Genomic DNA, 13,045 nt, shown 5'->3' with positions numbered 1-13,045 from the left:
CCAGTCTTTCGCATCTCGCTCGTGCGGGGGCTGCGAGCCGTGAGTTCGCCGGAACGGGCGTCCCCCGCATCACACCTCGACGGCGACCGAGCCCCCGACGACGACGTGCGCTTCCGCATTACGTCGCGTCTTCGCCCAGCCGTTCTTCCGGCGCATGATGCGCAGGAAGGCCCGCGCGATGCAGATGTACATGTAATACACGTAGAGCCAGACACCCAGCCCCCACATCAGGGCCGTGAACCAGCTGGCCTGCGGCTCGCAGCGCACCTTGTAGACGAAGCCCCAGACAGCGAAGGGGGCGATCGAGAACACCGAGAGAAGTCCGACGAGGCCCAGGACGCTGCCGAGCGCGAGCTGCACCTGAGCGGGATCCTGGATCAACAGCGAAACCTGCGCACCCACCAGGATCGTGAATGACAGCGCGCCGAGCATCTGCAGGAACGGGAGGACGAGGTAGTAGCTGGTCTCGATCACACCCGCGCTGTCGACATGAGGAGACTTCACCACTTCGCCGATGTACTTCACGCACTGGATGTTGCCCTGCGCCCAGCGCGTGCGCTGTGTGAGGAGACGGCGGATGGACGGGAGCGCCTCCTGGTTCACATGGGTGTCGTAGACGTGCTTGACCTGGAAACCGGCGAGCACGACGTGCACGCCCAACTCGTAATCCTCCAGGAGAGCTCCGTGCCATGGTTCGCCGAACTTCTCGCCGATCGCGTCGAGAACCGACAGCCGCGTGAACTGTCCGTTCCCCCCGAGCCCCACGGTTCCCGTCTTCGCGCGCAGCGACTGCATCGCTGCGATGGTCGTGCGGAATTCGAGGTCCTGCATGCGCAGCAGGAAACGGGCGAAGGTGTTCGCGAACCGGCCACTGTTCGGGTAGGGCTTCTTGTCGTCGCGGTTCTTCATCCACACCGCGATCTGCGCCGCACCGACCGCGGGATCGCCGAAGGTGTCCTCGGCCGAGCAGATCTCCAGGGCGTTGGGCTCCATCTCGCCGTCGGCATCGATCACGACGACGACGATCCGTTCATGGTCGGCGTCTTCGGGCAGCCAGCTCAGCAGCTGATGGTAGGCCGCATTGAGGGCGTCGCCTTTGCCGGTGCGGGCTTGCGGACGGCGGCGCTGCACCAGGTGCACGTGCGAGTCCTCTGCGGCCCACCGCGAGACGATCGCCGAGGTGGCGTCTTCGCTGTCGTCGTCGATCACCCAGGTGTGCGCACCGGGGAAGTCCCGACGGGCGCGCGAGATGGTGGTGTCGATGACCGCCTCCTCGTCACGGCACGGGATGAAGAAGTGCCATTCGAAGTCGGCGGGGTCCCCCGGGACCGCCTTCGGGTACCGGAGGTACGGAACGAGGATGAAGACGACGTAGGTGACGAAGGCGACGCCGAGAAGAATCGTGAAGGCGTTGAGTATGGAGAGCATGGAACGGCCTTTCAGGTTCGCGTCAGAGCGCGCCGTTTCGGTGGTAGCGAGGCCCCTCGGTCTCTTCCGGCACGACGCGGCGACGGCGACGCGGCCGCACGCCGACGATGAGCAACAGGGCGGCGAGCCCGAGCGCATAGCCGATGATGCCGACGACGGAACCGACGAAGACATGGCTGATCTCATAACCGGGGTCGAGACCCCAGGTCTGCGTCGACCATCCGATGATCACGAGCCGGAGGAGGTTGACGACGAAGATGATGGCCCACATCGCCAGGATCCCGAGCACACTGCGACTCCATGGCACTCGCGTGCTGGCGAGGATGACCGCGCCGACGACCGTCAGGGGAACGCCGATCAGCAGCGTGGTGCACTCGACGGTGACGCGAAGGGCGATGAGCTCATGCTCGGGCGTCCGCACGAAGTAGTGCTCGGCGATGGGAAGACGCTGACCCTCGACGAAGGGGGAGAGAGCCCAGGTCGCAGCAGAGGCTTCGAAAGAGCGGAACGCCTCGTTGACCCAGACGAGGGCCAGCACCGCGAGGATCAACAGCAACGCCGCGAGGATTCGAGCGGCGCGGTCCCCCTTCGGCCCGCCGAGCGCGAACCGCACAGGAGGTCGGAGTTCTCTTCGCGGGTCTTCGACGATCGTGCTGCTGGCCATGACTACCTCTCACTGCGGGTGGTGCAAAACGGGGCGAGGAGAGGACCGCCCTGGAAGGACGGCCCTCTCCTGTTCGCCGGGGCGCTCCTTAGCGGGCGCTCCCGTAATAGGTGACACCGGGGAAGGCGAAGCCGTCTCCGTTGCCGTTCCAGACACCGGTGAAGGTGATCACGACGGTCTGGCCGGACGCCAGCGGACCCTTCCAGTCGATGGTGTTGCCACTGACCACGACGGTGCCGCTGTTGGCCGTGACGCTGGACGGGTTCCAGGTGGAATCATCCAGCACGCCGGCCAGGGCGTACTCGATCTCCGCATTCGCCGAGTCGACGTTGCCGTTGTTGCCGAACTCCATCCGGTACGTGACCGCCTGACCCGGCTGCGGGTCGGTCGGGTTCGAGTTGAACGTGTACTGGAAGAACTCGCGCTTGACGGTGTCGGTGTCGGTTGCGCAGACGTTCGCTGCGTTCGACGCGGCGGCGCACGCCTGGTTGGACAATGCACCCGGCGCTGCCGACTGGTTGACCTTGGCGTTCACCTTGAGCGTGACCGACTGCCCTGCGGCGAGGTCGCCGAGGTCGGCGGTCACGTTGCGCCCGGAGGCCGTGACCGTGATGCCGGCAGGACCGCTGCCCGACACGAAGTCGAGACCGGCCGGGAGCGGATCGCTGACCACGACGCTCTTGGCAGCACCGTCACCGGTGTTCCGCACCACGATGTCGTAGGTCAGGTTCTGACCCAGCTTGACGTCACCCTGCTGGTCGTCCTTGGTGATCGTCAGGACGGGCTTGGTCTGCTTGTCGATGGTCGTGTCGTCCCCGTCGCACGCCTGGTTGGACGAGGTCGCGACGGCACAGGCGTTGTTGCGCAGGTTGCCGAGCGGAGTCGACGTCCCGACCGTCGCCTTCACCGTCAGAGTCGACGAGGCTCCGGGAGCGAGCGACGGGATCGTGCCGCGCACCTGCTGTCCGGAGACCGTGACCTGACCCAAGGTACCCGCCGTGTAGGACGCGGTGATACCGGTCAGACCGGCGGGCAGATCGTCGCTGATGGCGACGTTCGTCGCCGCCGCATCGCCGGAGTTCTTGACGACGATGTCGTAGGAGAGCTGGTCGCCGATGACAGCCGCGTCGCGGTGGTCGTTCTTGTCGACGGTCAGCACGGGCTTGGTGGGCTTGTCCACATCGATGTCGATGCTGTGCAGGTCGCTCGGCACCTTGGTCCACGTGGGGATCAGGCCGAGGAAGGCACCCTTCGACCGCATCGTGACCTGGAACACGACCCTGGAGACCGTGCCATTGACCCGCACGGTTCCGCTCTTCGACGCGAAGTTGGTGGACGTGATGGTGTTCGAGGTGACGTCGAGGTCTCCGGACGTCGAGCTCAGTGTCACGCCGGAGGTCGTCAGCGTGTACTTGGCGGAGCTGTTCACGACACCGCCGAGCGCGTAGACGTCGCCACCGAGCTTGTCGAGCTTGATCTTCGGGTTCGTCACCTGCTGACCGAAGTCGACCACGACGTTGCCGCGGACGCACTCGATGCCGTTCTTGCAGGGAAAGTCCTCGTGGAAACCGATCACGTTCAGCCCCAGCTCACCGCCGTCGCGGACGGTGGCGAGGTTGACGACATCACCGGAGCTCTTCACCTGGATCTTGTCGGTGGTGGTGATCTTGGCAGTGGCGCCGGCCGCGGATGCGGTGCGGGTGTCGCCCGAACCGGTCCAGCCGTTGACGTCTGCGGCCGTGGCAGCCGGGGCCGCCGCGAGGGCGCCCACCGCCAAAGCGGCGAGCAACCCCCCGGCCAGCGCACCCCGGAGGATGGATTTCTTTTTCACTGTGGTTTCTTCCTCTTGAGTGAGCCGAGCGCGGTCAGTCGGTGGCCGTGGAACGACGGCGCAGAGCGAGCGCGCCGAGCGCGCCGACCCCGATCACACCGGCGCTGGCGAGTCCGACACCGGCATCGATCACCGGCACCGGAGGGCGCTGCGCGAACTGGTGCGCATAGTTGTAGGTGAAACGGACGTCGTCCGTGAACACTCCGCCGGTGTAGACGACTTTGGCGCTGTTGGTGATCGTCGGTCCCCAGTAGTCGTCGGCGACCGTGAACGACGCCATCGGCTGCACGATCCGCGTGCCACCGTCATGCGCCACGTTGAAGGTCCACACGACGTTGGAACCGACCAGCGCGCCGCCCTCGGTCGCCGAGGCGAACGTGGTGTTCGCCGGTACCGGAAGGATCACCTTGTAGACGCCGTCGATCTGCTCATCATTGACGAGCTGCACGACGGCACCTTCTTTGATCTCCGATCCGGGAGTGACCCCGGTGGCAGCCGTCTGTGTGGCGCGACCGAGGTAGCCGCGGACCAGCTGGGGAGAGCTGACCCTTTCCGTTCCGCTGGTGCTGGTGGTCGTCGTCGACGAATCCGGCGTGACCGGCTGGTCGTCGGCCATGGCCACCTGCCCACCGAGCACTGTGCCTCCCACGATCAGCAGGCCGATGCCGGCGGTGCAGGCAGTCTTGAGGATGCTCTTCATCTCGAGCCCCTTCCTTCCATTTGAGTGACGCGCAGAGTGCATCGCCGCCGATAGGACCGCGGATCGAACGTTCGATTACGCCCGCCCGGGAAACGCCTCAACGGCATGGCCGGCGTCGATCCCGCCCGACGGGGGCGGCCCTGCGCAGCACGCGCCGACGGACGGTGAGCAACGCTCCAGCTCCCATGGCTGCCGCACCCACGATGACCCAGGTGAGCACCGAATCCGGACCGGTCATCGCGAGGAGGCCGACGGCGGCGAGAGGCGTGGTGAGATCGCTGCTGTACATCAGGACTCCTCTGCGGCGAGGCGGACGACGGAATGGATGTGCGTGGCGATGCGTGCCGTGGCCTTGCCATCACCGAACGGCGACGGCAAGGCGCTCAGCTTCTCCAGGGTCCCCTCGACATCGGCGAGCACAGCCGCCGCCTCGCTCGCGAGCGTCTGAGGTGTGACGAGCTTCGTGAACGATCCCAGCGCCTCAGGGCGTTCCGTCGAATCGCGCACGACGAGCACCGGTCGCCCGAGCACCGTGGCCTCCTCCTGGATGCCGCCGGAGTCGGATACCAGCACTGCCGCGTGTGCGGCGAGGGCGAGGAAGCGCTCATAGCTGTACGGCTCCTCGGCGATCAGGGCGTCGAGGAGATGCTCCGCGTCCAGTGAGGTGAGCATCGCCCGCGTTCGAGGATGCACGGGGAAGACGACGGGCCACCCGGAAGCGGCGATCTCGTTGAACGCGTGCAGGGTCGAGATGAGGTTGGCCGGGGTGTCCACGTTCTCCTGACGATGCAGGGTCGCGAGCACGTAGCGGTCGGGGTGGACCCCGAGCCTGACGAGCTCGTCGACGTCCGCGGCGACGTCGGAACGCTGCATGCGAACCGCCTCGACCACGGGGTTGCCGGTGACGAGGATGCGCTCGTCCTCGATTCCCTCCTCGAGGAGATTGGCCCGGTTGGTCTCGGTCGCGGCGAAGAGGTCATCGGAGATGTGGTCGACCATCACCCTGTTGTGCTCCTCCGGCATGCGACGATCCCGCGCCCGGAGGCCGGCCTCCACGTGCCCCAGTCGCACTCCCGCCGCGTTCGCGGCGAGCGCGGCGGCGAAGGTCGCGTTCGTGTCGCCCTGGACGACGACGTATTTCGGGTCGAGCTGGGTGATCGCCTGTGCGATCTGCTCGGCTGCTCGGCCGATCTGCGCAGCGCGTGGGAGTCCGCCGACATGCAGCTGGAGATCGACGCGCTTGATACCGCACGCCTGCAGGAAGACACGGGACATGCCGGGGTCGTAGTGCTGGCCGGTGTGGACGATGTAGGCGGCGTCGCCGAGGCTTCGCACCAGAGGGGCGAGCTTCACGATCTCAGGACGGGTGCCGAACACGACCATCACCGAGGATTTCGGAAGCTCAGCGGACGAAAGGAAGGAAGAGGATGTCATTTCTGGGTACTCCGATCAGTCCCCGGGGATTTCCCGGGGACGACGTGTGTGAGGGGATCTAGCGGTTGGACCTGCGGCGCACACCGACGACGATGAGGAACGCCCCACCGGCGAGGAGGATGATCGCAGGGACGGCCAGCGCGAAGGTCGCACCGGTCTGGGCAAGAGCGGCCGGAGCCGGAGTGACCGTGGTGACGGCGCACGACCACGAGGGGTCATCCGCACACGCATGCACTGCGGTCAGCGGAGGCAGTGCCGGCAGCTCGGACAGGTCGGCATTCTCAGGAACAGGCATGCCCGCCTGCCTCGCCGCGCTGCGGAGGGATTCGTTCATGACCTCGTCGTAGGCGACCGTGGCACGGTTGACGATCTTCCCGTTCTGGGTTGCCGGAACCTGAGCCCGGAGACTCATCGTCGCCGACTGGCCAGGGAGGATCTCCTCCACCATCCACCCGACGCGGTCCTTGACGGCGACGCCGCCCGTCGAGGCGGAGATGAACCGCGTCCCCTCGGGGAGGTCGTCGACGACCGGGATCTGCGTCGCGGTGCCAGGACCGGTGTTCACGACCGTGATCGTGTAGTCGAGGATCGCGCCGGACTGCGCGGCGGCCTGCGCCACCGTCTTGCTGATCTCCAGAGAAGCGAGCGCGGGGACCGCCGTCACCGCACATGCCTGCGCGACGTCGTCGACGCAGGGCGTGAGGATCGTCGGATCGGGCGTGCCCGCCGGGACTCCCGCAGGGTTCTGCACCGTGGCCCTGTTCACAAGCTGAGCCTCGTCGAGTCCGCCCGGGGTGGTTCCGACGACGTGCAGCTCGACCTGACCGCCTGCCGGCACCTCGGCCACCGTCCAGCGGACGGTGTCGTCCTCGATCACACCGCCCTGGTCGGCAGAGACCTCCGTCAGCGTGGTCGGAAGGTGATCGACCACCGGCACGTCCGCGGCCGGTGCGACGCCGGAGTTCGCGACCACGACGGTGTAGGCGAGGGCCTCACCGTGGCCGGCGACCTGCTTGTCGACGACTTTCGAGAGCGAGAGCGCCGGCAGCGCGGCCACGACGGTGGTGGCACATGCCGCGGATGGATCGTCGGTGCACGGGGTGGTGCTCGTCGGAGCCGGGGTGCCCGCAGGCGAGTCGACGGGGTTCTCCACCCCGGCGCGGTTCACGAGGGTGGCGCCCGCACTGGAGGGATCGACGGTTCCCGTGACATGCAGCCGGCTCTCGCCGCCCGCCGCGATCCTGTCGATCGTCCACGCGATCGTGGAGCCCTCGATCGTGCCGCCCTGGTCGGCCGACACGGTGGTGAGGCCACTCGGAAGCACGTCCGTGACGGGAACCTGGCGAGCCTCGGCATCACCGGTGTTCTTGACGGTCACGGTGTACGCGAGCTGCTCACCCGGCACCGCGGCACCCTTGTCCACGATCTTGGACACGGACAGCGCAGCGTACGTCGGCTCAGGGGTAGGAGTCGGGGTCGGCGTGGGAGTCGCGGTCGCGGTGACACCGAAGGCGTACCCGTCGGTGAATCCGGCCTGAGTGCCACCGAGTGCGAAGCGCGCGACGTCGAACACGATCTCGGTGATCTGCTTTCCCGTCACCGTGAAGCTTCCGCACCCACCGGGCTTGCTCGCCGCAGTGCACTTGATCGCGGCGTCTCCCCGGTAGTAGCCGTCCCCTCCATCGGTGAACGTCGCTCCGCGAGAGACGGCGGCGCTCGATGCGCCGCCGGCAGCGGAGGAGAAGCGGATGCCGTCGGCGGCGGCGACCCCGCCACCGAACGGGTTCGCGGATGCAGTTCCGGCGCCGAATTCGGCGATGTGGATGGCCGGGTCGTCGACCGGTCGGTCGAAGCGGACGGTGATCTGACCCTCCCCACACCGCTTCGACGAGCCGCAGTCGTTCTTCGAGTGGATACCGACGACAGGAAGATCCTTCGTCGACACTCCCTCGGCGTACATCGCATCGGTTCCGCTCCACGCGCTGAGGGACTTGCCGTCATCGGCGAACACACGATCACCCCCACCGGAGATCGTGGCAGTCGCCACGGTGCCATCGGCGAGGGTGAAGGTCGCGGTCTTGGCGTCTTTGACGCTGGCGGATCCTGCGGCTGCGGCGGGGAGTGCCGTCGTCGCGACGGCGCCCAGTGCGAGCAGGAGTCCGAGCATGAGCGTGCCCGATCGTTTCCACATGCGGTTTGGTTCCAATCTGATTCCCGGTCGTCCGATCGCGCACTCGTCAGAGTGCCGGACAGATACTGGACGGCTGCGAAACACATCCATTACGCGTGCGCACGAAATCAATCGATGATGGTCACCTGGGCCGAGGCGCTCCCGGAAACCCCTGCGATGTTCGACTGCACGAAGTCGAACGTGATCACGGTTCCGGCCGCCACCGGGTAGGAACCGACGTCGACGCTCGCCTGCCAGGTGCCGCTACTCAAGCAGGTGCCGACCGCGGCCGTGACCCCGAAAGCCGAGACAGTGACATCGGCACCGGCCTCGCAGCGGATGCTCGCCGAGACCACCTGCGTCCGTGAGACCTGGGAGGGGATGGACAGGATCACCGGAGGGCCGGGCGTCTGCGCCACGGGTGGAGCGGGCGCAGCAGGAGGCGGTTGCGGTGCCTGGGCGGGAGTAGAGGTCTCCGGGACGGGGACGGGGACATCTTGCGGGGGCGGGGGCGGGCTCGCTTCACTGGGGATGGCAGTCGGCAGCAGCGTCGGCAGCCGGTCCGACTCCACCACATCGAGTCTTTCGGCGGCTGCACTGGTCTCGACCGTCTCGACGTCGCTCGTCACCGTCGAGGTGATTCCCGCGGACAGCGTCACGACCGCGACGGCCGCCGTCATGAGGATGCTCGTCTTGGTCGCCATGAGCCCGACAGCGGGCAGAGTGATCGTCGCCGGCATGGATGATGCGCTGGCCGATACCCCGGACGTCGTGAGCGTCTGCCACAGCTGAAGACCCGTGCCGACGCCGATGCCGGCGGGGAACAGCACAGTGAGGATCCGCGAACTCGCCCGACGCGCCTCCTCAGCTTTTGCGCTGCAGTCGGCGCACATCGCGAGATGTGCTCGCACCCGGCGATCATCACGCGTGGTGAGACGTCGACGGGCATGAGCGCCCAGCTTGCTGAGCGTCCACCGACACTCCTTGAAGGCCGGCGGTCTCGACGTCAGGTGAGCCGAGATCCAGGCCTGACGGAGCCCCTCTCTGGCCCGGAACGCGAGCACTGCCGCCGCGCGTTCGCTGATCTCCAAGCGCCTGCCGATCTCGAGCATCGACAGGTCCTCGACCTCTGCGAGCCACAGCACGTCCTGCCAGCGCATGGGCAGCGTGAGGAGCGCCTTGGAGACGAGCGCGGCATCGAAATCGGAATCCGCCGCCTGGTCCGTCGAGGCCGGATCCTCGACGGCTTCGATGTACTCGATGGGCACCTCGCGTCGGGAACGTCCCCAGCTGATCGCGAGATTGCGCATCGTGGCGAAGAGGTAGGGCTTGAAGGCGGTGGTCGGCCCCTTCCCCGTCTGGATGGCCTGGTAGATCCGCGTGAACGACTCCGCCACGAGGTCGTCGGAGTCGGCCGACCACCAGTAGGTACGAGCGACCGCCCTGGCGACCTGTGAGTAGCGCGCCCAGAGCTCAGCGTAAGCGCGTTGGTCGCCGGTACGCACACGAGCCAGGAGATCGGAGTCTCGATCCCCTGGCTGTGTGATGTCTTCTTCTCTGTTCATGGATTCTCCCTTTCCCCCAAGGGATCTCAGGACGGGATGGAGACGCCGTCCTTCACGAGTCATGCCCGAGTGGGCCGGGTGCACCGGCCCACTCGGGCGATGGATTCAACGAGAACGGTTGAGTCGTCGTCGCATCACGAGACGCGTACCTCCGATCAGCAGCAGGCCCGCGAGCAGCAGAGTCGAGGTGGCGGCCTGCATGCCGGTGGCCGCCAGGGTCATCACCTCAGGAACGCCGGCCGTGGGCGTCGGCGGCGGCGTGACGGTCTTCGTCAGCGGGTTGGTGACCGCGACGGTGACCATGTCACCGCTCACCGTGAAGTGGGCGGGTGAGATCACCGGCTTGCCCCACGTGATTCCGTCGATCGGCTTCGGAGTGCGCTCCCGCACGGTGACGTCGGCACCCACCGGGAGCGCCGAGCTCGAGACGGGAGTTCCCGCTTTGAGAGCGAGCTCCCCCGAGCCCGCTTCGAACCCCGGACCGGCCGGGTACGAGTACTCGAGCACGTACTCGGTGTCCGCCGGGACGAGCGAGGTGGCCGCGGCCGCACCGTCGAGCGACTTCAACGCCGAGAAGGGCAGGGTGCGCAACGTCGCCGTGTTCGTGAGTGCGACATCGATCGTCGCCTCGCCCTTGATCTGCAGCCTCTGCGGCGAGAACACCGGAGCCGCCCACTCCAGATTCCACGGAAGACCCTCGAGTGACTCCGTGAGTGCGATCGTGGTGCCTTCGGCGAACGACGGGCTCACCCACGGCGTGCCGGCCTGCACCGCGAACTCGCCCGACGTGACGACGCCCTGGGGGTCCGTGGCGATGTACCCGCCGCGATACGTCACGTCGCCGAGGTTCGCCGTGTCACCGAGCACCTTCTTGTCGATCGTGAAGGTTCCGACCCTGGTGCCGGTTCCCGTGCCCGACCCTCCGTGACGCGTGACCTCAGCGGTGGTGGTGCCCGTGCTCTCCGTGCCGATGCGGATCGTCGCGTCGTTCTTGTAGACGCCTGCCGTACCGCCGTCGGTCACCTTCGAGAGGTAGTGCACGTTGTAGAAGTAGCCTTCGCGTGCGGTGAACGTGACGGTGGTCCCGTCAGCGGAGACGGTGTAGTCCGTCGACGCCACTTCGGTGAACGGCCCGGGGACCACCAGTCCGCTCGGAAGCGTCTGCAACTCATTGGCCGCCCACAGGCTGGGGTAGTGCTCGCCGGTGGCCGACTGGGCGATGAGCTCTTGGTTCGCGCCGATGACGTCGGTGACGACGACCTCCTGCCCACCGATCATCCCTTTCGCCCCGGCAGCGACCGCGACGTCCCAGAGGATGGTGTCGGTCCCGTTCTGGTACTCGCCGCTCTTGAAGTTCCAGCGACCGGCGAAGTCGCAGTCCTCCTTGCAGATGAACGGGTCGGGCCGCACGTCGACCGTGGCCTTCGCGTCGCCGAAGTCATAGGTCACGGTCTTCTGCTCGGTCACCTCCGTCGTGACCGTCACCCAGAAGGAGAAGCCGCCGGACAGACCCCGTGGATGCGTACTGAGGTAGTTGCTGTCGAAGTCGCACACCAACTGGGTGGCTGTGGTCACGCAATTCCCCGCCGCGGTTCCATCGGCGTCGAGCAGGGGGAAGGCATCCGGCAACCCGCGCAGGTCGTCCGGGAGGTCGACCACGAAACCAGCGGGACTCACCGGGTTGTCCGGGAGAGACCATCGACCGGTCAACTCCGCCTTCGTCCCGCTCGTGACCGCGCTCTCCGTGAACGCCACCGAGTCGACCTTCGCCTCTGTCGCATAGGGAGGTGCGGCCGACGCGGCGACCGGAGCGGCGATCGCACCCGCCGCCGCGGCGACGAGTACCACGGCAGCGGCGCCGATTCGCATCATTCGGCGAGGACGGGACGGTGAATGCCCACGGGCGACTGGCTGATGGTTCACAGGGTTCCTCCGGTTGTCGAATGGCGAGCAAGTGCGCAGCACGCCATGCCGGATAAGACAGGGGATGCATGTTCCGATAACGGCCGTCCCGGCCATTTGGAGGTGACCGATAACGTCGTTGCGCCTTTGCTCTAAACCGAGCCGGCTCTCGCCGTTCGCCGCCATGGATTCGAAGGCTTGCGGCCCAGAGCGCAGCACCGAGGATGACAGCAGTCGCCGAGCGGACACGAAGCGACAAGCCGTGAACGTTCGTGACATATCGATGTGCTGGCATTCGTGCCGCCGCCCAGTCGTCCAATGAAGAATGCGCGGCGGGTCCGGGGAGAACCCGCCGCACGGAGGGCCGACCTCTGGGGAAGCATCGACGATTTTGGGGAACCGCCGTCGGGGCGGACGGAGTATTCCGTGAGAAGCGCCCCATCGAACCCTCGAAGCTACGACGGCACACCTGTCGATCCATTACGTGCGATGGCCGTCATTTCTCGTCGACGCGGTCCCGGGGGGTCAGGCCGATCACCCGCACCGCCCTGCCGATAGGCTCGGTGCCGTGCCGAACGTCGAGCCCTCCGCCCCCGCATCCGCCGCCTCCGATCTCCTCCGCATCGCCGCGGCGCTCGAGGGCCCACAGCCCCTGAACTGGGTGATCACCGGCGACTCGATCACGCACGGCCTGGTGCACACGCAGGGCGGCCGCAGCTATCCGGAGCACTTGCACGAGCTGATCCGCGGCGAGCTGGAGCGTGTGCGCGATGTGGTGATCAACACCGCGATCAGCGGCAATCGCATCGTCGACCTGCTCGATGACTGGGATCGTCGCATCGCGTCGTGGCGGCCCGATGTCGTCACCCTCATGATCGGCACGAACGACGCCTCCGACGGCGGGCCGCGCGAGGTCATCACGGCAGACGACTACGCGGCGTCCTTGCGCGACTTCGTCACCCGCGTGCGTGCTCTCGGCGCCGTCCCCGTCCTGCAGACACCGCCGGCGATCGACATCCGCAACGCTCCGGAACGGGCGCGCATCGGGGAATTCGCCGAAGCTGTACGCCAGGTCGCCGTAAGTGAGGACGTGATCCTCATCGACCAGTACGCCCGCTTCGCCGAGCTCGGCGCCGGCTCCGTGCCGTGGGGACTGATGAACGACCCGTTCCACCCGAACACGGAGGGTCACGCGGCTCTCGCCCTGGAACTCGCGCGCGGCCTCGGGATCCGCCCGCAAGCACCGCGCGCACGCACCTTCGCACTCCTCGAGGGACTCGTCGCCACCGCTCGACTGAGCGGTTAGACCTCGCGGACGCCCTCACCCGCGGTGGACGAAAGACCTCTGGAC

The 13,045-nt window shown here is 67.1% G+C and carries 10 protein-coding genes; 1 reads left to right on the top strand and 9 read right to left on the bottom strand.

The window, feature by feature from the left end:
* Window positions 1-69: 69 nt before the first annotated feature.
* The 9 genes from ABRP18_RS01015 to ABRP18_RS00975 all read right to left on the bottom strand — a co-directional run bounded on the left by ABRP18_RS01015 (window position 70) and on the right by ABRP18_RS00975 (window position 11,664).
* Window positions 70-1,428 (bottom strand): glycosyltransferase family 2 protein, encoded by a 1,359-nt coding sequence (locus ABRP18_RS01015; protein ID WP_349885282.1) that lies wholly within the window; start codon window positions 1,426-1,428, stop codon window positions 70-72.
* Window positions 1,429-1,450: 22 nt separating this feature from the next.
* A complete protein-coding gene (locus ABRP18_RS01010) occupies window positions 1,451-2,092 on the bottom strand; it encodes an exosortase/archaeosortase family protein (RefSeq protein WP_061016047.1) in 642 nt (213 codons plus the stop codon).
* 88 nt (window positions 2,093-2,180) lie between these two features.
* Complete coding sequence (locus tag ABRP18_RS01005; protein WP_349885281.1) at window positions 2,181-3,923, bottom strand: DUF11 domain-containing protein; 1,743 nt, start codon at window positions 3,921-3,923, stop codon at window positions 2,181-2,183.
* 34 nt (window positions 3,924-3,957) lie between these two features.
* The gene (locus tag ABRP18_RS01000) at window positions 3,958-4,623 is read right to left on the bottom strand and encodes a hypothetical protein (RefSeq protein ID WP_061016043.1); all 666 of its coding nucleotides are present in this window, start codon (window positions 4,621-4,623) and stop codon (window positions 3,958-3,960) included.
* Between the two features lie 97 nt (window positions 4,624-4,720).
* The gene (locus tag ABRP18_RS00995; protein WP_061016041.1) at window positions 4,721-4,912 is read right to left on the bottom strand and encodes an LPXTG cell wall anchor domain-containing protein; all 192 of its coding nucleotides are present in this window, start codon (window positions 4,910-4,912) and stop codon (window positions 4,721-4,723) included.
* Entirely contained in the window at window positions 4,912-6,057 is a 1,146-nt protein-coding gene (gene wecB, locus ABRP18_RS00990) for a non-hydrolyzing UDP-N-acetylglucosamine 2-epimerase (protein ID WP_061016039.1), read from the bottom strand. Before wecB ends, ABRP18_RS00995 begins: the two co-directional genes overlap by 1 nt.
* Window positions 6,058-6,115: 58 nt before the next feature.
* Window positions 6,116-8,248, bottom strand: coding sequence for a hypothetical protein (locus ABRP18_RS00985; protein WP_349885280.1), 2,133 nt, complete (start codon window positions 8,246-8,248; stop codon window positions 6,116-6,118).
* Window positions 8,249-8,355: 107 nt separating this feature from the next.
* On the bottom strand, window positions 8,356-9,792 hold the full coding sequence (locus ABRP18_RS00980) for a sigma-70 family RNA polymerase sigma factor (protein WP_349885279.1): 1,437 nt from the start codon (window positions 9,790-9,792) through the stop codon (window positions 8,356-8,358).
* A 105-nt stretch (window positions 9,793-9,897) separates the two neighbouring features.
* Window positions 9,898-11,664: a DUF5979 domain-containing protein gene (locus ABRP18_RS00975; protein WP_349885278.1), complete on the bottom strand. Its 1,767-nt coding sequence runs from the start codon at window positions 11,662-11,664 to the stop codon at window positions 9,898-9,900.
* Window positions 11,665-12,262: 598 nt separating this feature from the next.
* On the opposite strand from ABRP18_RS00975, the gene ABRP18_RS00970 reads away from it, so the two are divergent.
* Window positions 12,263-13,000, top strand: a complete 738-nt coding sequence (locus ABRP18_RS00970; RefSeq protein ID WP_349885277.1) for a GDSL-type esterase/lipase family protein — start codon at window positions 12,263-12,265, stop codon at window positions 12,998-13,000.
* Window positions 13,001-13,045: the final 45 nt, after the last annotated feature.

It is taken from the genome of Microbacterium sp. WHRI 7836, assembly GCF_040223885.2.
In the GTDB taxonomy this organism is placed as follows: Bacteria; Actinomycetota; Actinomycetes; order Actinomycetales; family Microbacteriaceae; genus Microbacterium; species Microbacterium oxydans.
This window is presented reverse-complemented; position numbering and strand designations above follow the sequence as displayed.